Genomic DNA, 26359 nt, shown 5'->3' with positions numbered 1-26359 from the left:
CGCCGCGGCCATCGCGTTCTTGCCAACTCCCCGCCCGCCGTGGTATAATAGCGTGAGTTTATATCGCCCTCCTCGGGAGGGCCGGTCCCGCCGGATCGGTCCCCCGCCGGAGGAAACGGCAGAGCGCCCCGTCCGCGGGCGGAACCGGCTGCGCTTTCAGGCTGCGCCGCGGCGCTCTGCACGACTTATACTATGCCGCGCCGGCTCTGCCGGTGCCACCGAAAGGAGTCTCCGTATGATAAAAGTTGCTCCGTCTATTCTCTCCGCCGATTTTGCCCATCTGGGCCGCGATATTGAGGCCATCTCCACTGCCGATTACGTCCACGTGGACGTGATGGACGGTCTGTTCGTGCCCAACATCTCCATCGGCATTCCCGTGGTGAAGTCCATTCGCCCCACCACCACCCTGCCGCTGGACGTCCACCTGATGATCGACCGCCCCGTGCGCTATGTGGAGCAGTTCTGCGATGCCGGCGGCGACCTCATCACCTGTCATGTGGAGGCGGACACCGAGGAGAACATCCACGCTGCCATCGACAAGATCCACGCCAAGGGCAAAAAGGCCGGCGTGGTCATCAAGCCCAGAACCCCTGCAAGCGCCGTGCTGCCCTTCATCGACAAGGTGGAGCTGATCCTGGTGATGACGGTGGAGCCGGGCTTCGGCGGCCAGAAGTTCATGGCCGACATGATGCCCAAGGTCCAGACCGTCCGGGGCTATATCGACGCTCTGAACCCCGCCTGCGAGCTGGAGGTGGACGGCGGCGTGGACGCCCAGACCTGCAAGCTCTGCATCGCCGCCGGCGCCAACGTGCTGGTGGCCGGTTCCTCCGTGTATAAGTCCGCCGACATCCCCGCTACCATCGCCGCATTGAGAGGTTGATACCATGGAATACTTCCCCGCACCGCTGGAAAAGCTGGTGGAACAGTTTGCCAAGCTGCCCGGCGTGGGCTACAAATCCGCCCAGCGTCTGGCCTTCCACGTCCTGAGCCTGCCCGCCGAGGAGGCCCAGGCCTTCGCCGATGCCATCACCGATGCCAAGCGCAGCGTCACCCTTTGTCCCACCTGCCAGAACCTCACCGCCGGCGGGCTGTGCCCCATCTGTGCCGACGCCAAACGGGACGACGCCACCATCTGCGTGGTAGCCGATCCCCGTGACGTCATCGCCATCGAGCGCAGCCGCGAGTACCGCGGCCGCTACCACGTGCTCCACGGCGTGCTGTCCCCCATGAACCATGTGGGCCCCGACGATCTGCACATCCGCTCCCTGCTGGACCGCGTGGCCCAGGGCGGCATCACCGAGGTCATCATGGCCACCAACCCCGACACCGAGGGTGAGGCCACGGCGCTGTACATCGCCCGGCTGCTGAAGCCCTTCGGCGTGAAGGTCACGCGGCTGGCCTACGGCATCCCCGTGGGCGGCCATCTGGAATTCGCTGACGACGCCACGCTGATGCGGGCACTGGAAGGGCGGCGGGAGCTGTGAAGCGTCTTGCCTGCCTGCTGCTGGCCTGTCTGACGGCGCTGTCCCTCACCGCCTGCGGCGCACCGAAGGCCCAAGAGGTGTCCCTGTTCGCCATGGACACCTACATGACCCTCTCCGCCTACGGCGACAGCGCGGAGGAGGCGCTGGCCGCCGCGTCCCGCGAGATCAACCGGCTGGAGTCCACCCTCTCCCGCACCATCGCCGCCAGCGATGTCAGCCGCCTCAACGCCGGTGAGGCCGTGACGGTGCAGAAGGAGACGCGGGAGCTTCTGGCGCGAGCACTGGCCCTGTCCGATGAGACCGGCGGCGCCTTCGATATGACTGTAGCGCCGCTGGTATCCCTGTGGGGCATCACCTCCGACGCGCCCCATGTCCCCTCCCAGGAGGAGATCGACGCCCTGCTGCCGCTGGTGGGCAGCGAGCACGTCCATATGGACGGCAGCATCGTCTCGCTGGATGCGGGCTGCGCCGTGGATCTGGGCGGCATCGCCAAGGGCTACGCCTCTCAGCAGGTGGCGGACATCCTGCAGGCCCACGGCGTCACCTCCGCCGTGGTGTCACTGGGCGGCAACGTCTATGTCTGCGGTGCCAAGCCCGACGGCTCCGCGTGGAACGTGGGCATTCAGGACCCCACCTCCAGCGGCTATGCCGCCACCGTGGCTCTTACCGACTGCTTTGCCGTCACCTCAGGCGGCTACCAGCGCTACTACGTGGCGGAGGACGGCACTGTGTACCAGCACATCATTGACCCCCGCACCGGCCGTCCCGCCGACAGCGATCTGCTGTCCGTCACCGTTATCTCCGACGACGGCACGGCGGCGGACGCCTATTCCACCGCCCTGTACGTCATGGGTGAGCAGGAGGCCGTGTCCTTCTGGCGCGCCCACGGCGGCTTTGAGCTGATCCTCATCACCGCCGACGGCCGGCTGCTGTACACGCCGGAGTTGGCGGATACCATTACCGCACCGGAGGGCTGCGCCTATGACTTCCAACCCATCATCGCCCAGCCTGCGGCCTAAGCCGCTGGACGCATTGGTGGCCGCCGCCGTCATCGCCCTGACCGTGGTCACGGCACTGCTGTTCTACGCGCCCAAGACCGGCGCAGGACAGCTTACCGCCGTCATCACCCAGCACGGGCAAACTGTCCGCACCGTGCCCCTCACGAGCCTTGATAAGGAGCTGGTCATCCCGCTGGACGACGGCAATTATCACCTCACCGTCCATGTGGACGGCACTGGCGTGTATGTCGCCGACTCCGACTGTCCGGGGCAGGACTGCGTCCACACCGGGGCTATCTCCCGGGCGGGACAGTCCATCGTGTGCCTGCCGGCGCAGGTGGTCATCTCGCTGGTGGGCGCCGCGTCCGACGTGGACGCGGTGCTGGGTTAGGAGGTGCGCCATGAAGCTGAACGCACGCTCCATCGCCCTGTGCGCCGTGCTGACGGCATTGGCACTGGGGCTGAGCACACTGGAAAACCTGTTCCCCGTGACGCTTATCGTGCCGCTGCCCGGCGTAAAGCTGGGTCTTGCCAACATTGTCACCGTGTTCGCCCTCTATGAGCTGGGCGCCGTCCCCGCGCTGACCATTCTGGCGGCCCGCTGTCTGCTGGGCGGTCTGTTCGCCGGAAACCTGTCGGCGCTGCTGTTCAGTCTGCTGGGGGGCTTCACCGCCATGCTGGTGATGATCGCCCTCAAGCACTGCAAGGGACTGTCCATCTACGGCGTGTCCATCGGCGGCGCGGCGGCCCACAACCTCGGCCAGATGGCCGCCGCCTGCATCACACTGGGCAATACCATGGTGCTGGGCTACCTGCCGTTCCTGCTGGCAGTATCCCTGCTGACAGGCACGCTCACCGGCTTCGTGGCCGGTCTGTTGTTCCGCGCCATGCGCAATATCCACCTATCCCACTGAGGAGGTCTACTCTATGGACAAGAAAGACAAGATCATTCTCCAGCAGCTGGACGTGATCCGCTCCATGACGGAGAACAGCATGAAGCGCATGAACAGCGACTTCTGGGGCACGCCCTTCGAAAATGTCACCGGCAGTGCGCCCAAGTCCCCCGCCCCCACCGGCAGCAGTTCCAATGGCGGCAGCGCCCCTGCGCCGGAGAAAAAGGCGCCCCTTACCGCCACCGCCAAGCCCGGCGACGAAAAGCCCGCCGAGGAGGAGCTGCCGCCGCCGGAGAAGATCGAGGATCTGCTGGCGGAGCTGGACAGCTACATCGGACTGGGTGTGGTGAAGGAGGAGGTACACAACCTCATCAACATGGTGCAGGTCTACAAGCTGCGCCAGCAGCACGATCTGCCCACCACCGATATGTCTTTGCACATGGTGTTCACCGGCAATCCCGGCACTGGCAAGACCATGATGGCCCGCATGATGGCCCGCATCTACCGGAGTCTGGGCATTCTGTCCAAGGGCCAGCTGGTGGAGGTGGACCGCAGCGGCCTGGTGGCCGGCTACGTGGGTCAGACGGCCCTCAAGACCCAGAAGGTCATTGAGAAGGCCATGGGCGGCGTGCTGTTTGTGGACGAGGCCTACGCCCTCAACGGCCGCAGTGAAAACGACTTCGGTCAGGAGGCCATCGACACCCTGCTGAAGGCCATGGAGGACCACCGGGACGATCTGGTGGTCATCGTGGCGGGCTACACCGACCTGATGGATAAGTTCATCCACTCCAACCCCGGTCTGGAGTCCCGCTTCAACCGTTTCCTGCTGTTTGAGGACTACTCGCTGGACGAGCTGATGGCCATCTTCAAGATGCGCTGCGGCAAGGGCTACGTCCTGTCGCCGGAAGCGGAACCGCTGGTACGGGACTACATCGCCGAGGAGAGCGCCGCCGGAGACAGCTTCGGCAACGCCCGCGGCGTCCGGAATATCTTCGAGCATATTCTGGTGGCCCAGAACAACCGCCTTGCCAAGCTGGACAGCGTCACCCGCGATGACCTGATGACCCTCACCGCCGATGATGTGCTCCACGCCCGAGGCATGGTGGACGAGCCGGAAAAGTCCTGAGCCCGCCGCGATAAAAGGAGGTCTCCCCATGCGTGAACTGAAAAATACCTGCCGCGCCGCCATTGTGCAGGCCACTCCCGTCATGTTCGACAAGACCCGCTCTCTGGAAAAGGCGCTGACGCTTATCGACGAGGCCGCCCGGAACGGGGCGGAGCTTATCGTGTTCCCCGAGCTGTTCCTCCCCGGCTATCCCCTCGGCATGACCTTCGGCTTCACCGTGGGCAGCCGCAAGGCCGCAGGCCGTCAGGACTGGAAGCAGTATTACGACAACTCCCTGCTGGCCGATGGGCCGGAGCTGCGGCAGCTCATGGACAAGGCCCGCGCGCTGGGCGTCTACCTGAGTATGGGCTATTCCGAGCGTGACGCCGTCACCGGCACGCTGTACAATGCCAACATGATGATCGCGCCGGATGGCCGCGCCATGAATCACCGGAAGCTGAAGCCCACCGGCAGCGAACGGGTGGTCTGGGGCGATGCGGAGCGGGACTATTTCCCCGTCATGGACACCCCCTGGGGCCCCATGGCCAACCTGATCTGCTGGGAGAGCTACATGCCGCTGGCCCGTGTGGCCCTGTACCAGAAGGGCATCAGCCTCTATATCTCCCCTAACACCAACGACAATCCCGAGTGGCAGAACACCATCCGCCACATCGCCATCGAGGGCCACTGCTACTTCCTCAACGCCGACCTGATCTTCCGCCGCAGCGACTACCCCCGGACCGCCGGTGCCGAAGCGGAGATCGCCGCCCTGCCGGACATCGCCTGCCGCGGCGGCAGCTGCTTCATCGATCCCTTCGGCCACGAGGCGTCGGAGACGGTGTGGGACCGCGAGGCCATCATCTACGCCGATCTGGACATGCAGAAGGTCCCCGCCAGCCGCATGGAGCTGGACTGCGTGGGCCACTACGCCCGCCCCGATGTTCTGGAGCTGCGGGTCAACGAGAAGTAAAAAAAGACGGACGCCTTCGCAGCGTCCGTCTTTTTTACTTCTCCTGATGTTCCAGTGCCGCGGCCACGAACCCCTGGAACAGAGGATGGGGCCGGTCGGGACGGCTCTTAAACTCCGGATGGAACTGGCACCCCACGTACCACGGGTGCTCCGGCAGCTCCACGATCTCCACCAGATGCCCATCCGGCGACGTACCGGCCATGCGCAGGCCCGCCGCTTCCAGCTCCGGTCGGAACGCGTTGCTGCACTCATACCGGTGGCGGTGCCGCTCCCAGATCTCCGCCGTGCCGTAGGCTTCTCTGGCGCGGGAGCCTTCCGCCAGCACGCAGGGGTACTTTCCCAGCCGCATGGTGCCGCCCTTGTCGGTGACGCCCACCTGATCGGGCATCAGGTCGATGACAGGATGGGCAGTGGTTCTGGAAAACTCGGCGCTGTGGGCGTCGGCCCAGCCTGCGGCGTGGCGTGCGAACTCGATGACCGCGATCTGCATACCCAGGCAGATGCCGAAATAGGGTACGCCGTTCTCCCGAGCATACTGCGCCGCCAGGATCATGCCTTCGATGCCGCGGTCGCCGAAGCCGCCCGGCACCAGAATACCGCTGCAATCCCCCAGCACCTCGCCGATGTTCTCCGGCGTCAGGGTCTGGGAATCCACCCATTTGATGTCCACGTGGCTGTCGCAGGCAGTGCCGGCGTGAAACAGAGACTCCACCACGCTGAGATAGGCGTCGTGCAGCTCCGTGTACTTGCCCACCAGCGCGATCTGCACCCGCTTGCGGACACCGTGGATCCTGTCTACCATAGCCTGCCAGTGGGCCATATCCGGCACGCCGCTGCCCAGTCCCAGCTTGCGGCACACCACGCGGCACAGCCCCGCCTTCTCCAGCAGCAGCGGCGCTTCGTACAGCGTGGACGCCGTGACGTTGGGGATGACGCAGTCCTCCTCCACGTTGCAGAACAGGGCGATCTTCCGCCGCACGTCCTCGGTGATGGGTCCATCGGTGCGGCACACCAGCACGTCCGGCTGGATGCCCACGCTGAGAAGCTCCTTGACGGAGTGCTGGGTAGGCTTGCTCTTCAGCTCTCCGCTGCCCGGGATGGTCACGATCAGCGGCACGTGGATATACAGCACATTGTCCCGTCCCTTTTCCGCCGCCACCTGCCGGATAGCCTCCAGAAACGGCTGGCTCTCGATGTCGCCCACCGTGCCGCCGATCTCCGTGATGACCACATCGGTCTCTCCGTTGTCCATGGCGTAGACGCGGCGCTTGATCTCGTCGGTGATGTGGGGGATGATCTGCACCGTGCCCCCCAGATAGCCGCCCTGCCGCTCGCGGTTCAGCACCGCCCAGAACACCTTGCCGGAGGACACGGAGGCGTTGCCGTCCAGCGCCTCGTCCACAAACCGCTCATAGTGTCCCAGATCCAGATCCGTCTCGGCGCCGTCGTCGGTGACGAACACCTCGCCGTGCTGATAGGGGCTCATGGTGCCCGGGTCCACGTTGAAATAGGGGTCGAACTTCTGGTTGCGCACCCGCAGGCCGCACTGCTTCAGCAGCCGTCCCAGCGACGCCGCGCAGATGCCCTTGCCCAGACCGGACACCACGCCGCCGGTCACAAAAATGTACTTCATCCCGCCATCTCCCATTTTCAAAAATATGCTCCTATCCTACGCTCCGCGAAAAGTGATGTCAATGGTTCGATTCGTCAATATTTTTCCCGATTTCACCGTCAAAATGTGGAATCGCGGAGAAATAGTTGCAAAACCTCATTTTTCTCTTGCATTGGCCGCTCCATCGTGCTAAAGTAGAAATAGTCTCACCCCTGCCGCCGGTGAGTATGCAGGAAAAAGCCGCCCAACGGGCGGCTTTTCGCTTGTTCTTCTCTGGTCACGCAGACAATGCGCGGGGGCATTTCCGGCGTATTCCGCCGCGTAGACAAAGCTGCCCCAAAAGCCGTCGGTGTTCCAGGCGTTGGTATGGCGGCGGTCGATGATCTCGTCAAAGCTGTACGTCATGAGGGTGGCTCCTTTCTCTTTTCAGCGGCGGGCCCGTGTCCCGCACGTCTTTCTATGTCGCAGCTTACCGTGAATACCGCCCTGCGGTACAGAGAAAATCCGACTTTTTCTGAAAGAATCAAAACATAGAAAATCTGTTCGACTATTCTTGACGGACTCCATCGCCTGATTTATAATGGATACCGTAACATGCGTGCAGGGAGGCGGCGGATATGTATTTCACCTACGGGGAGACAGAGCTCTCCTACCTGCGGCAGAAGGACAAGCGGCTCGGTGAGGTCATCGACCGCGTGGGCCCTATCCGCCGCGCGGTAGACACGGATCTGTTTTCCGCCGTGGTCCACCATATCGTGGGCCAGCAGATCTCCACCAAGGCCCAGGCCACCATCTGGCAGCGGATGCAGGACGCGCTGGGCAGGGTGAACGCCGAGAACGTCCTGGCCGCAGGTGTCCCCCGGCTGCAAGCACTGGGCATGACTTTCCGCAAGGCGGAATACATCACGGACTTCGCCGAAAAGGTCCACACCGGCGCCTTTGATCTGGACGCCGTGGCGCACATGCCCGACGCAGAGGCCATCCGCGCCCTGAGCGGTCTGAAGGGCATCGGCGTCTGGACAGCGGAGATGATCCTGCTGTTCTGCCTGCAGCGCCCCGACATCCTCAGCTATGACGATCTGGCCATCCTGCGGGGCTTGCGGATGGTCTACCACCACCGCAGCATCGACCGCAGGCTGTTCGAAAAATACCGCCGCCGCTTCAGTCCCTACGGCAGCGTGGCCAGCCTGTATTTGTGGGCGGTCGCCGGCGGGGCTATTCCGGAGATGAAGGACTATCAGCCGCCAAAACAGGGGAGGCGCACACCATGACGTTTACGCAGCATTACGATTCCCCGCTGGGCAGTATCCTGCTGACAGCGGATGAGATGGGGCTCACCGGCCTATGGTTCGACGGGCAGAAACACTTCGCTCGTGGCCTGCCCGCCCAGCACACGGAGCAGGACACCCCCGTTCTTTCGGAAGCCAAGCGCTGGCTGGATGTGTACTTCACCGGCAGGGAGCCGGATTTTCCGCCTGCGCTGCACCCTATTGGCTCCGCGTTCCGCCGCCGCGTGTGGGATCTGCTTCTCCGCGTTCCCTACGGCCAGACCGTCACCTATGGCCAGCTGGCGCAGCAGCTGGCGGCGCAGCAGAGCCTTTCCCATATGTCCGCTCAGGCGGTGGGCGGTGCGGTAGGCCACAACGCGATCTCCATCATTATCCCCTGCCACCGCGTGGTGGGCGCCGGCGGCAATCTGACGGGCTACGCCGGCGGCATCGACAGAAAGGTGCAGCTGCTGACGCTGGAGCATGCCGATACGTCCGGCTTTTTCGTGCCGAAAAAGAGCACCGCTCCTTGAACCGCCGCAATAGCAGCAGGGAGGGGTCGGCGAAAACCGATCCCTCCCTGTATTTTCCACATATTTCCCGCGTCGAGTCGCTCCGCGAGTTCCTCTCGCCGGAGTCTTTTTTCGGTTTTCTTTCCCTCAGCCCCGTTGGCGCGGCTTCGCGCTCATGCCTCCGCTGCGGCCCACAGCCGGCGGGTGATGCCCAGAAACAGCTGCGCAGCCTCCAGGCTTACCGCCTTTTTCTGCAGCGCGTGGATGCGGCGCTCCGGCAAGGGGAACGCCGCCGCCAGCCGCCTCCCGCCTGCGGCGCACAGCCCATCGGCCACGCTGCGGGGCACCACGGCCCAGCTGTCCCGCTTGGTCATGAACATCTGCAGCTGGCTCATGATCTCCAGCTGGATCCGGGGCACCGCGTCCACACCCCATAGCTCCTGATGCCAGCGGGCAAACTCGTCGGTCCACCCCACGTACACCTCCTGCCGGACGGGCAGCTCGTCCGGCCCGATGCCGTCGGAATAGCAGGAGCCTGCCGCGCAGATGAGGTCCATAGGTTCCGTCATCACCAGCTCCGCCCGTATGGCGTCGGTGCGGGGCGCGTCCGAGGTAAACGCCAGGTCTGTCTCGCCCCGCAGCAGGCTCTGGCAGGCCGCCTCCACGGTCATGTCCTGTATCTCCAGGTGGATGTCGGGGTGGTCCCGCATGAACTGCTCATACACCGGCGGCAGCAGATACGTGGACACGCTGTTGAGAGCGGACAGCCGCAGACTGCTTTTCCGGTTCCCAATGGCCAGCATACTGCGCACGATGTCCTGATATTGCAGGGACAACTGGTAAAACCGCTTGCCCTCCTCAGTCAGGACCATCTCGCGGCTGCCCTTGTGCCGGAAGAACAGGGGGCACCCCACCTCCTTTTCCAGCGTCCGCAGACGGATGCTCAGGGATGACTGGCTGATGAACAGCTCCGCCGCCGCCTTGGAGATGCTGTGCTGCTTGCAGACGATGAGAAAAGCCTCGATTCCCGCGTTTGTCATATGGTAAAGCCTCACTTCTATTGAATCTGCTCAATAGGATAGCATGATAAATTGTATTTTACAACCCCTCTATCTCTCATTATAATAAGGACGCAATTTGAGGAGGGATATTGACCCATGGAGCATACACCATTGAAAGGCCGTCCTTGGATGCCGCTGGCCATGGCCGCCCTGGGGCATATCATCTGGGGCTTCAGCGTCCTGTTTTCCAAGGTAGCCATGGAGGTGGCCCAGCCGGACGTGCTGCTGTCCATCCGTTTTCTGCTGTCGGCGCTGCTGATGACGCTGATGATCCTGTTTGGCAAGGCGAAGCTATCCCTCCGCGGAAAAAATCTGAAGCCGCTGCTTCTGCTGGCCGTCACGGAGCCTATGTACTTCTACTTCGAGAGCTACGGCATCCTGTATACCAACGCCACGTTCGCAGGTGTGGTGCTGGCGGTGGCGCCGGTGGTGGCCATTCTGCTGTCCGTGCTGTTCCTGAAGGAGTACCCCACCCGCCGCCAGGCCGTGTTCTGTCTGCTGCCGGTGGCGGGCGTCATGCTGATGACGGTCTCCGGCAGCTCCATGGGCATCATTCGCCCTCTGGGCGTGGTGTTCCTGATGGGCGCCTGCCTGACCTCCGGCGCGTATAAAACGGTGAATCGCCGGACGGCTCAGGAGTTCACCGCTTTCGAGCGGACATATGTCGTGATGCTGGCCTGCGCGGCGGCGTTCACCCTATCGGCCCTCCGTACCATCAAGGGCGACCTCGCCGCCTACGTGCGGCCGTTGTCGGATCCGAAGTTCCTGATCTGCGTGGTGGTGCTGAGCCTGTTCTGCTCCATCCTCTGCAACAACATGGTCAACTACGCGGCGGGGAAGATGTCCGTGGTGAAGCTGTCGTCCCTGGGATCTCTGACCACCCTGTGTTCCATGTTTGCAGGCGTAGTTCTCCTGCATGAGCCGCTGACGCCCGCCCTGCTGCTGGGTTCGGTGCTGATCCTGGTAGGCATCCGTCAGGTCACGAAGCAGCAGTAATTCGCATAAAAACGGGAAAGCTCAGGAGAGCTTTCCCGTTTTCCCTTAGATATGAAACATATTCACCAGGAACACCAGCGCCAGCCCATAGTAGGTCACCACGGCCACCAGATCGTTGACGGTGGTGATCAGCGGGCCGGAGGCCACGGCGGGGTCGATGCGGATCCTGTGGAACAGCATAGGAATAAGAGTTCCCACCAGACTGGAGATGACCATGGCCACCACCAGCGACACCCCCACGCAGCCGGAGATGAGGAATGCGGACAGCCACGCGTAGCCCTTGCACACGCGGACGTAGACGCCCAGGAACGCCAGAGCCATTACGCCCAGGCACCCGCCGTTCAGCAGGCCCACCCGCATCTCCTTGCCCAGCAGGGCCAGTTCTTCCCGCCACGTCAGCTTCTCGTCCATCAGCACGCGGATGGTGACGGCCAGCGACTGGGTGCCCACGTTGCCCGCCATGTCCAGCACCAGCGACTGGAAGCAGATGACGACAGGCAGCACCGCCACCACCGACTCGAAAACACCCACCACGGACGATACGCCCATACCCAGAAAAAGCAGGGCGATGAGCCACGGCAGCCGCTTCTTCATGCTGACCAGCACCGGCTCCCGCAGGTCCTCCTCCGAGGTCAGGCCGCCCAGTTTGGCGTAGTCGTCGCCCATGGCGTCGTCCACCAGTTCCACCAGCTCCTGCACCGTCAGGACGCCCGCGATATGGCGGTCCTCCGTCAACACCGGCAAGGAGTCCTCCTCGTAGTCCGCGATGCGCTCCGCGCAGTCCGCCGTCCGCTCATTGGCGAAAACGTAGGGATAGCCGCGGCGGATGATGTCCGCCAATCGATCGTTTTCCCGTGCAATGATGAGATCCTTCAGGTCGATGGCGCCGGCGTACACACCGCCTGCATCCACCACATACAGCGTGGCGATGTTGTCGTGGACTCCCGCCTGCCGCACCAGCTCGCTCATGGCCTCGCGGATGGTCAGCGTGTCGCGGATGCACACAAAGTTGCCGCTCATCCGGCTGCCGATATCCTGGGTCAGATCCTTCTTTACCATATTGTTCATCATAGTCGTGTCCTCCTTTGGCTCTGAAAATAGGCGCAAAAATGCACCGCCTCAGCGATAGATGCCGCAGCAAGACGCCTGAGATGCGGTGCAGAAGAACACGACAAAATGGAATGTGGTCAGTTCAAGTCCATGAATGACCGCATCCGAAGCCCATATTCCCACGCGCCGCACATCCGGCTTCGTCCTGTACTTCCGCAGCTATCCATGAACCTTCACCTCCGTTCAAAATTCGCCTTTTCGGCGTACCGCTCCATGGTAGCAGTGTCGTCGGGAAATGTCAACCTTTTTTCGCGGCCCTCTCCCGCGCAAAAATTTTCAAATGCATCTTGACAGAAAGCCAGGTGCAGGTACTATTATGAAAATACAACAGGGAAACTTGAAACGCAAGGAGTGGTTTACGATGAATAAAAAGGTACGGATCATTTCCTCCAGTCCCCGCAGGGGCGGCAATTCCGAGACACTGGCAGCGGCGTTTGCCGAAGGCGCACAGGCGGCAGGGCATCAGGTGGAAACCGTGTATCTGCGGGAAAAGCAGATCGGCTACTGCAAGGGCTGCTTCGCCTGTCACGAGCTGGGACACTGTGTCCTCCGGGACGACGCCGCGGCGATCATCGCCAAAATGCACGACGCCGATGTGCTGGTATTCGCAACGCCCGTCTACTATTACTGCGTCAGCGGTCAGCTCAAGACCCTGCTGGATCGCGCCAACCCGCTGTACGACAGCGACTATGCCTTTACGAAAGCCTATCTGCTGGCGACGGCGGCGGAGGACGCGCCGGAGACCTTCGATGGCACGGAGAAGGCCGTGCAGGGCTGGGTGGACTGCTTCCCCCGCTGCACACTGGCAGGCACGGTGTTCGCAGGCGGCGTGAACGGCGTGGGCGAGATCGCCGGGCATCCCGCGCTGGAGCAGGCCTATCAGATGGGCAAAGAAGTCTGATAAGACAACATCTGAAGCACTTCCCTCAACCGCGCAAATATAGCAAGTCCCCAAGCCGTTTTGACGCAACGGCTTGGGGACTTTTTCGGTCGGAAACGGCAGCTTCGCTCAATACTTGAGCATGACCGTCCTGCATTCCTCGCAGATGGACGCCGGAACTCTCGTCCGGTGGCTGGCCTTGAGGTCTGTGATCTTCACAAAGCCATCGGCATTCTTCGCGTTCTCAAATACACCCGGCACCTCGTTTGCAAAGCTGAACGCGCCGTCCTTGCTGCAAAAGAGGTATCCCTCCCGCATTTCCTTTCCACATTCGGGACATTTCATGATCGCACCTTCTTTTATTCGTTGGATTTCTGACCTGCACGCAGGGCCTCCTGCATCCGCTCCTCAAAGACCTCCGCCTTGATGAGCGCGATGCCCTGCTCCTCGTCCCCGAGGACGACCAGGCGGTCGCCTTCGCTCAGATGGAAGGTATCCCGCGCTGCCTTGGGGATGACGATCTGCCCCTTGGTGCCCATCGCCACCGTTCCCCACAGGTGCTTGCCCACCGGGGCAGGCGCCACACGCGTCCTGCCGATCTCCTCATCCTGATGGACGAGGGCATCGATAGCGACCCCGTAGAATTTTGCCAGCCGGTCGCATTTTTCAATGTCGGGGATCGTTTCGCCCTGCTCCCACTTGGCGTAGGACTGGCGCGAGATGCCGATGACCTCCGCCACCTCCTCCTGCGTCATGCCGCGGAGGTTTCGCAGGAGCGCCAGATTCTCTGCCAGCATATTGACCACCTCCTTGTCTGTGCCATCATTATACAGCACACAAAGGAAAGCTTCCACCATACAAACTTGTCAGAAAAGTGCTTTTTGTGTTCGTTTTGCCTGCGCGATCATGCCGTTTAGAAGCTGCCTTCTCAGCCTCTCTCCCCACGAGTCGATTATCTGTTGTACTTTTTCCTTCTGCTGACAACCGTTGTACCGATGGCTGCGCCGCCGCTGGCAAACAGCAGAGCGATCCACAGCGCAAGGTTGCTTGTGTCGCCGGTACCCGGCGATTTGGGATCGTCCTCCGGCTTCGCCGCTGCGGAACTGCTCTTCCGCTTCGCCGTTACGGTGTCGGCTTTTCTGATCTCCTTTGTACCGTCCCTGTCGCTGAAATACCTGCCGCAGCCTTCGCAGTACCAATACTCGATATTGCCCTCGGCGACCCAGGTCGCCGCCTTTGCCGGGATGTGCTTTAAGTCGGCGTGGTTCTTCGCATCAAGCTCGCCGTAGGTCTTTCCGCAGACCGCGCACTTGGCCTTGTCCCTACAGGTCGCTTTCCCGCCGGAGCAGTCTTTGGTTTCGGAGCCAGCGCAGCCGTCTACCGTGCATTTTCGGGTGTGCGTACCGTCGCCGTTGGATGCCCATTCACCGTAAGTGTGCCCGGCGTTGACCGTCACGGTCATTTCTGTGGTATTGCCGGCCTTGTCGGCAACTATGATCTTCTGTCCGCCGTTTGCCGGAGCAAGGCGGAAGCTGTCGCTTTCGTCAAGCTCGACCGTCGTGCCGTTTACGGTAACGGTATCTATATACTTCTCGGTAATTGCAACCGTCCGTGCTCCACAATAGGTCTTGCCGTTTTCTACGCCGCTGATGACAGGCTGCACATTATCAAGCGTCAGGCGGTCGGAACGAAGATAGGTTATGTTCAGGCTCGCGTCAACAAGCATTACATAAACAATATACTCTCCGTTGGGTTCTATGCGGAACGGCTCATCGTACCCACGGTACACAAGAGATTCCAGCTCCTCTTCGGAGAGATCCTGATCTGTTACCAAATAGGAAGCAAACACGATCCCGCTGTTATCGGCGGCGTTTATCGTTACCTCCTGCGTATCCTTAAAGAACAGGCCGGAGGTGAGCTCGTTTAAGAATTCCTGCCATTTATCTGTGCCTATGATAATTTCGCCCGTCGGCTTTTCGATGTCTTTCCACCGTGCGGTGATTGTGATGTTTTCCGCAGGCATGGTTGCGGGAATCGCCTTATCCCAACCGATGAAAGTATAACCCTCTCTTGTCGGTTCGGCGGGGGTCTTGGCCGTCTCGCCCGCCTGGACGATCTGCTTGGCATAGATCCCGCCCAAAGCCCCGTAAGCATAGGTCACGGTGACGGGCTTGCCGTTGGGGTTGGGGATGTTGGTCTTGTCAGTAAGCTCGCTGCCGGTGTTCATGGGCTTGCCGCTGAGCTTGGCGTTCTTTTCCAGAGTCAGACCGCCGTAGAATGTGCCGCCGGAGACATGGCACTCCGTGCGGACGGGTTTGTAAAAGCTGCCGCCGGAGAGGTTGCTGCAGAATTTCCAATAGTTATACTTGGATACGTCGGCCATGTCGTCACGAGGATCCAGCACGGTGACGCTGCCATGGAAAATACCGCCCCGGATGTCGCCCTCGCAGTAGACATCGCCGGTGAAGACCGTGGTAGGCTTCCCGTCCGTGTGGTCGATGGCGTTGGTGGCCTTTACGGAGTCTAAGTAGTTATTTTTTGTGCCAATCTTGTTCGTTCCCACATACACCGTGCCCTCCACCCGGCCGCCGTTGGCATAGAGGAAGCAGCCGGGATAGTTGACGATAAGGGGGTTGTTAAGATCCATATAGATTGCAGCGCCGTATTCGATGGCGCCTGCCTCGGTATCGTCCTTTTCGGTGGCCGTGCAGCCCGTGATGCGGGCGTTCTCCCCCAGCTCCAGCTCAGCAAAGCTGATCAGGGCCACGCCGCCGCCGCGTTTCGCCTCGCAGCCGGAGATCACAGTGTCCAGAACAGACACCGGGCCGTTTGTGTGGCCGCTGACAGACAGGCCGCCGCCGCGTTTGCTTGCCTTGCAGTTCTCGATGCGGCCGCCGGTGATCCGGACGGTACACCCGGATGTCAAGATGCCGCCGCCGGACATGGCAGAGCAGCCGCTGATGACGCCGCCGGACATGGTGACGGAGCCGGCCTTGGCATAGATCGCGCCGCCGCTGGCACCGTAATCGCCTGAGACAGCGCAGTTCCGGATCGCGCCGCCGGACATGGTGACGGAGCCGCCGTCGGCATAGATGCCGCCGCCGAACGCTTGATTCGCTCCGCTCTGGACGCCGCAGGCATAGATGGTGCCGCCCGCCAGCATGAAGGATGCGCCTGTCTCCACATACACGCCGCCGCCATAGTAAATGTAGGCCTGTCCCGCGCCATTGTCATGCCGGTAGCCCCTGCCGCCGGTGATGAGGCCGCCCGCGGGCAGGGTCTTATCCTCATGCTCCGCCTCAGGGCGGCTGTCGGTCAGGGTCAGGGTGCTGCCGCTGGTGACGCGGAAGATGCTGTCCGGCTCCGCTTCTTCGGCATAGCGCAGGATGTGGCCGTTCAGGTCCACCGTGGCCTCGCCCGTGACCCGCAGTGTGCCGGAGATGGTCACGTCCTCCGCCAGCGTATACACGCCGCCGCCCAAGCCGTTAGCGATATAGGTGGCGATGTTGTCCGCTTTCAGCTTTGTTCCGGCGGTTCCGGCAAGCGCCCGCGCTGATACGCCGGTATCCTCGCCCACGGTGTAGGCCGAGTCCTCCGCCAGTGCCGTCACCGGCAGCAGCGTCAACACCATGCAGCACATGAGCAGGATACTAAGTATTCGTTTCTTCATGTTGTTACCTCCGTTTCGCTGCCGCTCGACAGCTTAAAATCGTATTTCATCTCCAGCATGGCGAATAGCTTATACATGACCTTGGTGGCGATTGCCCTGATATCCAGTGATCGGATAAAGGCCAGCACCTTGGCCTGTTCCTCCTCCGGCACCTGATACACCCGCATGGTCGCCGTCAAAAAGCGGCTGAGCTTGCGTTCCAGCGGGAAATGGATGTCGCATTTCCGTGCCATATAATTGCGCATCAGTCCCGCCGTGCCGATTTCCATCTCATAAAAATCGCTGTCGCTGTAATCCGGGAAATTCCCGCCGAAGATCTGCTTCAGCTCCGCCGTGGTATGCAGGTAGATATACTCCGATGTTTCAGGCAGGGAGTAGGCTTCGATGTAGATCTCCCGCAGATTCTCGTTCAGCTCGGTAAGAGTGAGCTGTATCGCCGTTTCCACCGCATAGGCGTAAACCGGCGGCAGCTTGCTGTCCGCAATGCTTCTCGCCACGCCGAACTGTCCGCCGAACATCGTTTCGGTCAGCTCCAGCAAAATTCTGTCCTTGGTCGGAAACAGATTCAAATAGCTTCCTCTTGCCACGCCTGCTTCGTCAACGATCTGACTGACAGAGGTGCTTTTATACCCCTGCTCCAGAAAAAGACGGACGCACACGGTCAGTATTTTCCTTTTTGTTTCACTGCTGTCTCTCCGCAAAAATAGCACCTCTTCCCAAATGTTTTAGTACACATACCAATAGTATATTATATCATGCACAAAAAGGCAAGCGGTATTTGAAGCTCACCACCGCAAATTGTGATGCTCCCGCAAACGCCGGCTGTTTCTATTACCCGCAAAGCGTATGACCTCTTGCATATGCCGGGAGCCTTTTTGCTTCTGCGCCGATGTATGATATGGCAAGATGGCTTCCGCAAACGCAAAAGCCATCTTGCCATATGTTCCATATGTTTACATGTTCACCAAGCGCAGGTCATGTTATGGTCAGATTACCATCAGTTGACAAGGGCAGACACGGTTTTGACGGGCAGAAATGCGCCCATACTGCGTCAAGCCCCTTGGCAATACGGCAAGTATTCCCTGCGGGTCTTTTCTTGTCTGGACACATTTCTGCTCCGGCAAAACTGCTCCGCACCTGTCAGCGATGGATTTTCCAGGGATTTTTGGTTTTTGAGACGCAGGCGGGCGCGTGCCCGCCAAGGCGAAAAGGGCAAAAATCGCCGAAAAGGCGCGGTGACAGGCGGGTCTGCCCTTGTTAACTGATGGTATTTTCTGCGCTTCTAAATATTACTCTGCCCTGCAAGTACGCCTGCACCGCATACCTTCAGCTTTCGCGTCAATCATCTATCTCTGTCTCGTGCTCGAGAATGGCGCCGGTAGCGGCGTTGATCTCGTAGCTGTACTCCATGCCGCTGGATTTGAACTCGACCTCATAGACGAGCGTGCCGTCCTCATCGTCCAGCTCGATCTCCATGTCATACGCCTTGTTCTCGCTCACACCTGCGTGGTTCAGGGCGATGGACTTCGCCTTGGCATGGCCGATATCCGCGCCGCCGGACGGTGCAGTGGGCTTTGCCGCCTCATCCCCTGCGGGAGCTGTGGCCAGCAAGTCCTTCTGCCCGCTGAGCACTTTCCCCGTGTAGGCGTCCACCAGGTACTCAAACTCACCCCATGCCGTATGCAGCTCCACCTCGTAGTGCGCGGGGGATTCGTCCAGTTCGGAATCGACCTCCGCCGTGACGGAGTCTGACGCCGTCGTCCCGGCATACTGCTCCGCAGCGTAAGCGGCGGCATCCCTGCCGATGGGCATGGCGGGCGCGCCCGCTTCCGCAAGGTCCTTCAGCTCCTCCACCGAGAGCTTCGCCAGCGCATCAAACTTCAGCGACGGGTTGATGGCGAGGACGCGGTTCACCAGCGCCGCCTTGCCGGTGGAAATGTTGTTTTCCCGAGCCTGCTGCTCCCGCGTCGCGTCCTGCGTCAGCGTCTGCGTCAGGACGGCGGCCTTCGCTTCGCTGGTCTGCAGCACGCCGTCCACGGCGCTGGTCAACTCACGCTGGAGCTTTTCCGCACGGGCTGCATCCTTGTCCTCCACCGAGATCATGATGGCGGAGGAAATACTGTCGAGATAGCCGTTTCGCACGAGGCTGCCCACGATGGCGTTCACCGCCACATCCAGCTTCGCGCCCTTGAGGTCAGCCCCATTACTCATATCCGCCAGGATGGCTTTTGCATCCTCGTTGAGCGGCACGCAGGCCAGTACCTTTTCGTTCCTGCTGACCTTCAGTTCAATGCTGGGGTTCACATCCAGCGACACCACGGACGCCACCGCATGCGCCTGCTGATAGAACACGCCTCCGCCGCACAGCAGCATCACCGCAAGGCAGGCAGCCACAAGCGTTGTCCATTTTCGATTTACCGTTTTCTTTGTTGTCATGGGAATTACCGTTCCTTTCCGCGCTTCACAGCGGGAGAGAACGCCGCTCATATCGTCCGGCGTAGTCTTTTCAAGCGCCGCAGCCAGCCTCTGCTCCATTTTTTTATTGGTCATCGGGCGTCATCTCCTTCCAGACAGCTGCGCATCTTTTTCAATGCTCTGTGATATTTCGACAGGACGGTGGGAAGCGGCAGCTCCAGCAGCGCCGCGATCTCCCGGTGCTTCATGCCCGTGACCGCGTGGAGCAGCACAATGCGTCGCTCCTCCTCGCCAAGCACAGCCAACGCACCTTGCAGCAGTGCGCGCTCATCGGCGTCCAGTCCGCACTCCCGCGCGGGAATGGCGTCCCATTCCTCCTCGCTGAGGGCGGCATGACGTTCCTCCCGCCGCAGGCGCATCAGGCACAGGCTGCGGCACACAGTCAGCAGCCAACCCATGGGCGAGCCGATGGGACGGTACTGCGCCGCGCAGTCCCACACCTGCACATAGACGTCCTGTGTGAGATCCTGCGCATCCTGCGCGTTTTTGAGGTAGGACAGCGCTAAGCCGTACACCGCCGTCCGCGTGCGCTGATACAGCGCCGCCAGCGCGTCACGCTCCCCGCCGGCAATGTGGAGCAACAACTGCTGCAGCTCGTGTCGATCCTCCGCCGGCGCATATTCGGTTGTCATCAGCATACTGAGCATGGGCTTTTTTCTCCTGTCATCCGTGTAATGCACGGAAAGGGCGTTTTATTGCATTTGGAATTAAAAAAATTTGGTTGGGGTCCGCTGAGCACCTCATAAACGCGGACAAGTGCCGCCGTTTCACAAATAAACCGATCTGCCAGCGCCCGCGCCTCCCACCATGTTCTCTGCGCCGTTGTGCGCTGCCCCGTCTCCCGCTTCAAATTCTCCGTCTCACACCACTGAACCCCACATGGAACTGGCTGCGGCAGGCACAAAAGAAAACAGGCAGCCTCGTTATAAGGCCAACTCCTTTCACATTATTCTTATTCCGTTTCCTGCATCCCGTCCGTCCGATAAATCGAATTTACATGTTTCTCATGACGATTGGAGATTGTCTTATCAACAAACTCTTCTGTGTCTTTTGACCCCAACGCCAGGGCAAATGTTCCCGCGGCCAATATACCCGCCAACATGAATTCCGCAATTCCCAAAAGGATAAAATTCATGTTCGTGCAGCAGGTATGCCGGAGCACATAAGGCGTGATGTGCGGCAGATGCTTGTCCGGATGCAGCTTTTGATACTTCTTTGCCCAGCGCATTTCATTCTCGATGTGCAAAGCGACCTTCGGACTGTCGTTCTTGTCCAGCATGATGAAGCCGTTGCAACCGTCTACCATAAAATGCCATTGATTGCTTCTTGCAGCGAAAAAGGAACAGCTCAGCTTCCAGCCAAATACCCGGAAGCTGAGCTGTTTGTTGGCCTTTAAGGCATGATAAGGCGATTATCGTGCGCGTTTTCTCTTGTAGTGGACAGCGCCGGCCAGCGTAAGGGTACTTGCCAGCAGAAGGGCGCTCCACAGCGGAAGATCGCTGCTGTCTCCGGTGCTGGCGCTGGCAGTGCCCTTGACGAAGATGACCTCGATGGTATGGGTTCTGCTGACATTCTCAAAGGTGTAGGACTTTACCGCGCCGATGCTCTTGCCGTCGATCTTGACATTGGAGACAGCATAGCCCTTATCCGGGGTGATGGTGAAGGTCTGATCTCCGCCCTCACGGACGCTGACGCTGCCGGAGGGAGAGATAGAGCCGCCAGCCCCGGCGGTTGCCTCGATGGTGTAGTAGCTGTAGCCGCTGCTGCCACCACCGTTGGACTTGTGATACAGCAGCTCGATCTCGCCGGTCAGGGTCGTGTAGTTGGTGTCCGTGGGCGTAAAGCGCCACTTGTAGGTCGTGTTGGCTTTGACCCTGGTATTATCAGGCAGGACATTGTCCTTGTCATCCACCCATTCCAGCTTGCCGTCATTGGGTTTCAGCGTGCTGCCCTCGATGGTCAGCGCCGCGTCCTTCAGCGTCTTGCCGCCGGTGGTGATCTTGGTGTAGTTCGGCTCGCCGGTGGGAGTGGCCGGTTTGATCATGAGCACGAAGGGGGCGCTGGTGACGTCGTTGTAGTCGTTGTCGCCCGCCTTGGCAGCGATGACACTGACAGAGCCGACCTTGACCGGAGTCAGAACGCCGGTGTTGGGATCAATGGCCGCTTCGCCGGTGCTGTGCGCAGTGTCAATGCGGTAGGTCACAGCGCCTGTGCCGTTGCCGCCGCTGGTGGTCAGCGTCAGCTTTTCACCATAGATTACGGAAGTGTTGCCGGTGATGGTCAACGGCTTCTGATCGTCCTTTTCTGTCAGGGTGATAGTCAGTGTGATGGTGTAGTCCCCATAATTGTCACAGGACGCCTTGAGGGTGATGGTGATCTTGTCACCGGCCTTGCCGCCGGAAATCGCGTAGGTCAGCAAACTGCCGTCCGCTGCGAAATCTTGCTTGGTAAGTGTGACATTCGAGCCGGTGCTGACGCTGTATTCGCTGTTATAGCGCCACGTTTGTCCGCCGGGAAGCCCTGACCAGTCTGGTTTGTAGGTGTGCTCCGAGGTGTCCGTGTACTTCTGCGCCAGCTCGACCGTTTTGAGGCTGCCGCCATCCGCCGGTCCGACGGTCACGTCAATGGCGACGTTGAGCACTTCGCTATAGGTCTCATTGTCGGGCTTGAAATCAGCATAGAAGATTCGGGCGCCCAGTTGATCCAGCACCGTCTCCGGTTCTTGCCAGCGCCATGTGCCGGGTGTATTTCCCTCCGGATTGGGCAGAGCGATCTGGTTGAGTTTCTGGCCGTATTTGGCTGTCAGGCCGGTGGGTTTCGTGCAGGTCGGTATCGCCTTCATTACCCAAAACTTCACACAATCCGTGGTGAACGACTCGTAGTTCTCCGTCTCGCCAAGCTCTGCGTACATATAGTAGCAGGTTCCGGCGCTCAGCGTGTCCGGCTGAATGTTCTTCCACTCTGTGCCGCCGCTGTTGGAATTGGTGGTGTTATAGTAGTAGGTCACGCTTCCGTCACCCGTCCGGTCTGTCAGGCTGGGCGTGCTGGGCGTCTCGCCGTAAATGTAGAATTTCATGCTGACCTTGCCGTACTGTTGGGCCTTGTCGACCTTGACCGTTGCGGTGCCGGTCGCTTCCGTATAGGCATTTCCATCCTTCGGGGTGAACTTCCATCCGATATCATGGCCAAGCGTACTCGCATCCAGGATCGTATCGTCCGGCAGCTGCCACGCGAAGGTGCCTTCAACGGCTGCGTCGGTGGTGGGATCCTTCATCGTGCCCGAAATCCGGCTCTCGCTCAACGTCTGACCGTAGGTGATTTTGCTTGCGGTGATGCTGCCATCCGCCACGGGCGTGATCCGGTTCACCGCGTTGAGGACGAGCGTCAGTCTAAAGTCCTTGTAGTTGGTGGTGGTGACCTTCACCGTGGCGGTGCCGATCTGGCCGGTCGCTGTTCCATCTTTCGCATAGAGACCTACCAAAGTCAGCTTGCTCCCCTCAAATTCCGCTATCTCCGGGTCGATATAATATCCATGAGCGGTGAAGTTGATAGCAGTCTGCCGATTCCCCAAATCGTAGCGCACGGTGCCGTAATCTCCATGGGGCGCGGCGGGCAGTAGCTGCTGGAAGTCATAGGTGTACGTCAGATATGTGCCGTTGATCACATTCAGTGTGCCGTTTTGGATATTCGTGGGCGCGTCGGCCTTGTTGATGGGGAAGTCCTGGGTGCTTCCCTGAATAACGTAGTTGCCGCCTTCAACGTCCTTGATGGTCACCCGGCCGGTACCGGCGTTGGTGTTGTTGGAATACTCTACCGTGTATTCTCCCTCCGGAATGACCGCATCTCCGTCCTCGAGGGTCACGGCCGGCCCCAGCGCATCGCCGGTGTAGGTGCAGGATGCGACTTTCATCGTGGGCGTCACGGTTTTTGGCGTGATCTTCCACTCGACCGTGGCCGTGCCGGTGTAGTTGCCGGTACCTTCGATGGTCAGGGTGATGCTGTCGCTGACATCGGTGGCCGAGCCGCCGCTTTTGATAATGTAGGTGATTCTTGTTTCATCCCAGTCCTCCAGCGTCACGCCGGTGATCTTCGGCGATTGCTCCGCCGCGTTGTACTCGAGGCTGGTAGCTTCCAGCGTGATGGCTGCACCGTTGATGGACTTGGGGGCGACGGGGACTTTCACGATGTCGGTTACGGCTGCGTATTCCTCGTAGCCTTCCGCCGGGGTGAATGTCCAATCGAAGTACACATCGCCGGTGTTAATGGGTCTGTCGTATTTATTCAGCCACGCGAAGGTACCCGGGACCTCTTTTCCTGTGGTGGGGTCCTTCATCGTGCCCTTGACTGTGAGCGTGCTGTTTTCCAATGTCTGGCGGTAGGTGATGCCCGTCGCGCTGATTTTGAAGTCATCTGACTTTACGGGCGTGATCTTCTCGCCAATAACGACCTTGATGGTCAGCTCAAACTGCTGATAGTTCGCGGTTACAACCGGGGCGGTTATCGTGCCGATTTGCTTGTTCACATCTGCGGAGTGCGCGGCCACGATGGGCAGAGTCAAAACGCCCTCGTTTGACACGAACGTACCGTTGTTACTGTCGAGGTAGGTGCTATCCGTAAAATGGTAATCGCACCCCCGATACTTGATTTTGCCGTAGTCACAGCCCGAAGTCAGCTCCGGCAGGAGCGTGGCCAGATCGAGCGTATAGGTCTTTGCCACGTCGTTGTAAACAAACAGCGTGATCTCAGCCGGGGTCACAGTGGCCTGATCGATCTTGAAGCGGTCATCATTGGAGGTGAAATTGAAGTTGTCCGATCTGACGTTCGCCGCCTCGCCCTCGAACACGTAGTTGGAATCTGTGAGCGTCAGAGTGAAGGAAATGGTCTCTTTCGTGCCGGCGTCCGGCGAATCCTCATAGGTAAAGTCATCCTGCCGCGTGGTAAAGCGGGCGTCCGTGATCGTATAAGCGCTCTCGGGGAGGGAAATCATGTTGCCCGCAGCGTCGAGGAACGCCAGATTGGCCTTGGGAAGCGTAACGCTTGCGCTGCCGTCGTAGGTCTTGGAGACGGAATCGACGTTGCCGATGTCTTTGATCTTCACCGGGCCGATGGTTACTTTTATGGACTTAGCAGCGGTGTCATTGTAGCCCTCAGCTCCTACGACTTTGTAATAGACCGTGTACGTTCCGGCATCGGCGGCGGTGGGAGTGGCAGTGCTGAAGCCGCCGCTCGTGCCCAGACGGTACTGCATCTCGCCGTACTTCGCGTCCACGCTGCCCTTCGTGACGAGTAGCTGCTCATTGCCGTTGTAGGTCAGCGCGTTCGCCGCGGGCGCGGTGATCGCGCTGGCCGGGATGGCGGCCTTGGTGACGGTCAGCTGTTTGTGACTGCTCGTCACCGAATAGCCGTCCTTGGTGGCGGTGAAATAGATGGTGTATTCTCCGATCGTATCGAAGGAGTAATCTTTTGTATACTTCCTATCGGCATAGCTCGGCTTCGTCAAGGTGATGGGCGTTGTTTCGCCCTTCTTCAGGATGGAGAATTCCACCGTCACGTCCTTCGCATTGCAGCTGGCGCAGAGCTGGACGGTCGTGCCCCGCTCCACCTTCGGCGAGTTGCCGGTCAGGTTCTTACCATCGACCTTCAGATTCAGGGTCTTGGAGGTGATGGGCAGGCTATTGATAATAACGTTGTTCAACTGCGAGCCATTGACATCATTCGGGGCGTACCACTGGTGAGTGCCGTCCGCGTTCATGACCTTGAAGCCAAGGCGGGTAGGCTGCTGCAGGATATCCTTCCACTTCGTGGTATCGGCCAACGTCAATTCGCCGATCACGGCGGGATATTTCGACCCGGCGAGTTTTGCACCCTTGTAGGCAACGACCTTATCAATGCTGGCTGTGGTCGTGTTTTTTGTGTTGCTCAAGGTGGTGGTGTTGCTGCCCGTAGCCGCCTTGACCGTCACCGTGCCCTTGATGCAGTGGCCGTTCAGGTCAAGTCCCGTGTCCCGCGTGCCGTCGATGGTGTAATTGCCGGTCACGTCGGCCAGCAGCTGAAGGGTCGCGCCGCCGTCTCTGTCTGCGTCAAGGGCTGTCTGCAAATTGGCAAATCTCCGCAGCAGTCTGCTGCCCTCGCCATTGTTCAAGGCTGTTTCAGCCACCGCGGGCGCGTTGCAGTAGGGACAGTTGGTGCCGTCAAAGCCGTTCCTGCCGCCGTGGCCGCACGGCTTTATCACCAGATCGCAGGTCTGGGAAGCGGCTTCCTCCAGCGTGAGCTGTGTGTCACCACGGTAGTAAGCAAGTCCCGCGTTTCTGGGAAGCAGATCGCCCAATGTGATGCTGTTATTCAGCCGCAGATCTTTTCTCAAAATCTTTCCGCGGTGCAGCTCGACTTTGCCGCCCCAAACCTCCAGCTGGAGCAGGGTGGTGCTGTCATTCTCCGGATCAAATACCAGTGTACCGCCGTCCCGCACGGTCACTCCCACCGCGCCGTTGCCGCCGCTGCTGTCAATGACCGTCAGATTACCAGTGAGAGCCTGACCCGTGGCCGTAGAGCCGCCGACATTCAAGCTGTGCCCACTCAGGCTATGTCCGTTCAGATCCAGCGTGAGGGTCTTGCTGGCATATATGCCGTAAGGCAGCGTCCCGTTTGCCAGCAGGGTGATGGTCTGACCGTCAGCTGCCGCATCCAGCGCGGACGGCACATCGGTATAATAGGTTTCGCCGATGCCAGCCGCAAACTGCGTCCCGCAGACCGCGCATTTGCCGTCTTTGTCGATGGTGCTTGTGCCGTCTGTATCCTTGTGGGTGCAGGAAAAGCCGCAGGCGCACTTGCTGTCCACCATGGTGTGGGTGTGCTCCTTGACGGTTACGTCGGCCAGCTCCGTTGCATTGCCGTCCTGCACGTCATCGCCCTTGTAGAAAGCGTGCACCTTCTGCGTATCCAACAGGGACATGAGCGGCTGCAGCTCTTCTGCGATGTAGCTCTTAATGCTTTTGAACGTGCCGCCGCTGATGGCGATGGTTCCGTTGCGCGTGAACTGCACATCGCCAAACGTGCCGTCCGTAATGTTCAGCGCAGCGCCGGAAGCGACAACCCATTCACCCGCGTGTTTGGAGCCGCCATTGACGGTGACGGAAGCACCCTCAAATACGGTGAGGCCATACACCGTGCCGTTGCTGACGGTCACAGAGCCACTGTTCGCGTCGCAGAAAAGTCCCGCGCATCCTGAACCGCCGATCTCGCCGCTCCGGATGTCCAGTGCGCCGGCCATGAACATGAGATTTGAAATTCTGCCGTAAGCGCCCTCGCCTGTAACAGTCAGGTTG

At 60.2% G+C, this 26359-nt stretch carries 23 protein-coding genes; 11 read left to right on the top strand and 12 right to left on the bottom strand.

Annotated elements, in window-relative coordinates:
* Nucleotides 1-235: 235 nt before the first annotated feature.
* Genes rpe through ACZM22_RS06650 form a run of 7 tightly spaced genes read left to right on the top strand, consistent with a single transcriptional unit; the run spans nt 236 to nt 5450 of the window.
* Nucleotides 236-880 (top strand): ribulose-phosphate 3-epimerase, encoded by a 645-nt coding sequence (gene rpe, locus ACZM22_RS06680; protein WP_484437179.1) that lies wholly within the window; start codon nt 236-238, stop codon nt 878-880.
* A 4-nt stretch (nt 881-884) separates the two neighbouring features.
* Nucleotides 885-1484 carry a recombination mediator RecR gene (gene recR / locus ACZM22_RS06675; protein ID WP_483268889.1) on the top strand — a complete coding sequence of 200 codons (600 nt, stop codon included), beginning with the start codon at nt 885-887 and terminating at the stop codon, nt 1482-1484.
* The gene (locus tag ACZM22_RS06670) at nt 1481-2503 is read left to right on the top strand and encodes an FAD:protein FMN transferase (protein WP_489543510.1); all 1023 of its coding nucleotides are present in this window, start codon (nt 1481-1483) and stop codon (nt 2501-2503) included. Before recR ends, ACZM22_RS06670 begins: the two co-directional genes overlap by 4 nt.
* On the top strand, nt 2466-2873 hold the full coding sequence (locus tag ACZM22_RS06665) for a NusG domain II-containing protein (RefSeq protein WP_489543509.1): 408 nt from the start codon (nt 2466-2468) through the stop codon (nt 2871-2873). The genes ACZM22_RS06670 and ACZM22_RS06665 overlap by 38 nt, the downstream gene beginning before the upstream one ends.
* A gap of 10 nt (nt 2874-2883) precedes the next feature.
* Nucleotides 2884-3396: a Gx transporter family protein gene (locus tag ACZM22_RS06660; RefSeq protein ID WP_489543508.1), complete on the top strand. Its 513-nt coding sequence runs from the start codon at nt 2884-2886 to the stop codon at nt 3394-3396.
* Between the two features lie 13 nt (nt 3397-3409).
* On the top strand, nt 3410-4501 hold the full coding sequence (locus ACZM22_RS06655; protein WP_489543507.1) for an AAA family ATPase: 1092 nt from the start codon (nt 3410-3412) through the stop codon (nt 4499-4501).
* 28 nt (nt 4502-4529) lie between these two features.
* Nucleotides 4530-5450 carry a carbon-nitrogen hydrolase family protein gene (locus tag ACZM22_RS06650; RefSeq protein ID WP_489543506.1) on the top strand — a complete coding sequence of 307 codons (921 nt, stop codon included), beginning with the start codon at nt 4530-4532 and terminating at the stop codon, nt 5448-5450.
* 34 nt (nt 5451-5484) lie between these two features.
* Here the strand turns inward: ACZM22_RS06650 and pyrG are convergent, their stop codons facing one another.
* Nucleotides 5485-7083 (bottom strand): CTP synthase, encoded by a 1599-nt coding sequence (gene pyrG, locus ACZM22_RS06645; RefSeq protein WP_489543505.1) that lies wholly within the window; start codon nt 7081-7083, stop codon nt 5485-5487.
* Nucleotides 7084-7251: 168 nt separating this feature from the next.
* The gene (locus ACZM22_RS06640; protein ID WP_489543504.1) at nt 7252-7467 is read right to left on the bottom strand and encodes a hypothetical protein; all 216 of its coding nucleotides are present in this window, start codon (nt 7465-7467) and stop codon (nt 7252-7254) included.
* A 212-nt stretch (nt 7468-7679) separates the two neighbouring features.
* Between ACZM22_RS06640 and ACZM22_RS06635 the strand changes: the two genes are divergently transcribed.
* Both ACZM22_RS06635 and ACZM22_RS06630 read left to right on the top strand, forming a co-directional pair.
* Nucleotides 7680-8333, top strand: a complete 654-nt coding sequence (locus ACZM22_RS06635) for a DNA-3-methyladenine glycosylase family protein (RefSeq protein WP_489543503.1) — start codon at nt 7680-7682, stop codon at nt 8331-8333.
* The gene (locus tag ACZM22_RS06630) at nt 8330-8863 is read left to right on the top strand and encodes a methylated-DNA--[protein]-cysteine S-methyltransferase (RefSeq protein WP_489543502.1); all 534 of its coding nucleotides are present in this window, start codon (nt 8330-8332) and stop codon (nt 8861-8863) included. The genes ACZM22_RS06635 and ACZM22_RS06630 overlap by 4 nt, the downstream gene beginning before the upstream one ends.
* A 152-nt stretch (nt 8864-9015) precedes the next feature.
* Here the strand turns inward: ACZM22_RS06630 and ACZM22_RS06625 are convergent, their stop codons facing one another.
* Nucleotides 9016-9882, bottom strand: a complete 867-nt coding sequence (locus ACZM22_RS06625) for a LysR family transcriptional regulator (RefSeq protein ID WP_489543501.1) — start codon at nt 9880-9882, stop codon at nt 9016-9018.
* 117 nt (nt 9883-9999) lie between these two features.
* On the opposite strand from ACZM22_RS06625, the gene ACZM22_RS06620 reads away from it, so the two are divergent.
* Entirely contained in the window at nt 10000-10899 is a 900-nt protein-coding gene (locus ACZM22_RS06620) for a DMT family transporter (protein ID WP_489543500.1), read from the top strand.
* Nucleotides 10900-10944: 45 nt separating this feature from the next.
* Here the strand turns inward: ACZM22_RS06620 and ACZM22_RS06615 are convergent, their stop codons facing one another.
* Nucleotides 10945-11970, bottom strand: coding sequence for a magnesium transporter (locus ACZM22_RS06615; protein WP_484437190.1), 1026 nt, complete (start codon nt 11968-11970; stop codon nt 10945-10947).
* Between the two features lie 400 nt (nt 11971-12370).
* Between ACZM22_RS06615 and ACZM22_RS06610 the strand changes: the two genes are divergently transcribed.
* A complete protein-coding gene (locus tag ACZM22_RS06610; RefSeq protein ID WP_489543499.1) occupies nt 12371-12910 on the top strand; it encodes a flavodoxin family protein in 540 nt (179 codons plus the stop codon).
* A 108-nt stretch (nt 12911-13018) separates the two neighbouring features.
* Here ACZM22_RS06610 and ACZM22_RS06605 read toward each other — a convergent pair whose 3' ends face one another.
* From ACZM22_RS06605 to ACZM22_RS06570, 8 genes are all read right to left on the bottom strand, one after another.
* Nucleotides 13019-13234: a PF20097 family protein gene (locus tag ACZM22_RS06605; RefSeq protein WP_483267959.1), complete on the bottom strand. Its 216-nt coding sequence runs from the start codon at nt 13232-13234 to the stop codon at nt 13019-13021.
* A 14-nt stretch (nt 13235-13248) separates the two neighbouring features.
* Nucleotides 13249-13686, bottom strand: a complete 438-nt coding sequence (locus tag ACZM22_RS06600) for a helix-turn-helix domain-containing protein (RefSeq protein ID WP_483267960.1) — start codon at nt 13684-13686, stop codon at nt 13249-13251.
* Between the two features lie 155 nt (nt 13687-13841).
* Nucleotides 13842-16559 (bottom strand): InlB B-repeat-containing protein, encoded by a 2718-nt coding sequence (locus tag ACZM22_RS06595; protein WP_489543498.1) that lies wholly within the window; start codon nt 16557-16559, stop codon nt 13842-13844.
* Nucleotides 16556-17218: a TetR/AcrR family transcriptional regulator gene (locus ACZM22_RS06590; protein WP_484438234.1), complete on the bottom strand. Its 663-nt coding sequence runs from the start codon at nt 17216-17218 to the stop codon at nt 16556-16558. The genes ACZM22_RS06595 and ACZM22_RS06590 overlap by 4 nt, the downstream gene beginning before the upstream one ends.
* Nucleotides 17219-17897: 679 nt before the next feature.
* A complete protein-coding gene (locus ACZM22_RS06585) occupies nt 17898-19109 on the bottom strand; it encodes an anti-sigma-I factor RsgI family protein (protein WP_489543497.1) in 1212 nt (403 codons plus the stop codon).
* On the bottom strand, nt 19106-19681 hold the full coding sequence (locus ACZM22_RS06580; RefSeq protein WP_417306885.1) for an RNA polymerase sigma factor: 576 nt from the start codon (nt 19679-19681) through the stop codon (nt 19106-19108). Before ACZM22_RS06580 ends, ACZM22_RS06585 begins: the two co-directional genes overlap by 4 nt.
* 305 nt (nt 19682-19986) lie before the next feature.
* Nucleotides 19987-20313 carry a hypothetical protein gene (locus tag ACZM22_RS06575; protein WP_489543496.1) on the bottom strand — a complete coding sequence of 109 codons (327 nt, stop codon included), beginning with the start codon at nt 20311-20313 and terminating at the stop codon, nt 19987-19989.
* A 132-nt stretch (nt 20314-20445) separates the two neighbouring features.
* Nucleotides 20446-26310: a hypothetical protein gene (locus ACZM22_RS06570; protein ID WP_489543495.1), complete on the bottom strand. Its 5865-nt coding sequence runs from the start codon at nt 26308-26310 to the stop codon at nt 20446-20448.
* Nucleotides 26311-26359 lie beyond the last annotated feature (49 nt).

It is taken from the genome of Vescimonas sp. (genome assembly GCF_057856985.1).
This window is presented reverse-complemented; position numbering and strand designations above follow the sequence as displayed.

Coding starts and splice junctions, on each gene's coding strand:
- ACZM22_RS06575 (WP_489543496.1), bottom strand. CDS start 20,313: ATGCTGGACAAGAACGACAGTCCGAAGGTCGCTTTGCACATCGAGAAT.
- ACZM22_RS06660 (WP_489543508.1), top strand. CDS start 2,884: ATGAAGCTGAACGCACGCTCCATCGCCCTGTGCGCCGTGCTGACGGCA.
- ACZM22_RS06605 (WP_483267959.1), bottom strand. CDS start 13,234: ATGAAATGTCCCGAATGTGGAAAGGAAATGCGGGAGGGATACCTCTTT.
- pyrG (WP_489543505.1), bottom strand. CDS start 7,083: ATGAAGTACATTTTTGTGACCGGCGGCGTGGTGTCCGGTCTGGGCAAG.
- ACZM22_RS06610 (WP_489543499.1), top strand. CDS start 12,371: ATGAATAAAAAGGTACGGATCATTTCCTCCAGTCCCCGCAGGGGCGGC.
- ACZM22_RS06655 (WP_489543507.1), top strand. CDS start 3,410: ATGGACAAGAAAGACAAGATCATTCTCCAGCAGCTGGACGTGATCCGC.
- rpe (WP_484437179.1), top strand. CDS start 236: ATGATAAAAGTTGCTCCGTCTATTCTCTCCGCCGATTTTGCCCATCTG.
- ACZM22_RS06665 (WP_489543509.1), top strand. CDS start 2,466: ATGACTTCCAACCCATCATCGCCCAGCCTGCGGCCTAAGCCGCTGGAC.
- ACZM22_RS06650 (WP_489543506.1), top strand. CDS start 4,530: ATGCGTGAACTGAAAAATACCTGCCGCGCCGCCATTGTGCAGGCCACT.
- recR (WP_483268889.1), top strand. CDS start 885: ATGGAATACTTCCCCGCACCGCTGGAAAAGCTGGTGGAACAGTTTGCC.
- ACZM22_RS06585 (WP_489543497.1), bottom strand. CDS start 19,109: ATGACCAATAAAAAAATGGAGCAGAGGCTGGCTGCGGCGCTTGAAAAG.
- ACZM22_RS06580 (WP_417306885.1), bottom strand. CDS start 19,681: ATGCTCAGTATGCTGATGACAACCGAATATGCGCCGGCGGAGGATCGA.
- ACZM22_RS06620 (WP_489543500.1), top strand. CDS start 10,000: ATGGAGCATACACCATTGAAAGGCCGTCCTTGGATGCCGCTGGCCATG.
- ACZM22_RS06640 (WP_489543504.1), bottom strand. CDS start 7,467: ATGACGTACAGCTTTGACGAGATCATCGACCGCCGCCATACCAACGCC.
- ACZM22_RS06630 (WP_489543502.1), top strand. CDS start 8,330: ATGACGTTTACGCAGCATTACGATTCCCCGCTGGGCAGTATCCTGCTG.
- ACZM22_RS06595 (WP_489543498.1), bottom strand. CDS start 16,559: ATGAAGAAACGAATACTTAGTATCCTGCTCATGTGCTGCATGGTGTTG.
- ACZM22_RS06635 (WP_489543503.1), top strand. CDS start 7,680: ATGTATTTCACCTACGGGGAGACAGAGCTCTCCTACCTGCGGCAGAAG.
- ACZM22_RS06625 (WP_489543501.1), bottom strand. CDS start 9,882: ATGACAAACGCGGGAATCGAGGCTTTTCTCATCGTCTGCAAGCAGCAC.
- ACZM22_RS06600 (WP_483267960.1), bottom strand. CDS start 13,686: ATGCTGGCAGAGAATCTGGCGCTCCTGCGAAACCTCCGCGGCATGACG.
- ACZM22_RS06570 (WP_489543495.1), bottom strand. CDS start 26,310: ATGTTCATGGCCGGCGCACTGGACATCCGGAGCGGCGAGATCGGCGGT.
- ACZM22_RS06615 (WP_484437190.1), bottom strand. CDS start 11,970: ATGATGAACAATATGGTAAAGAAGGATCTGACCCAGGATATCGGCAGC.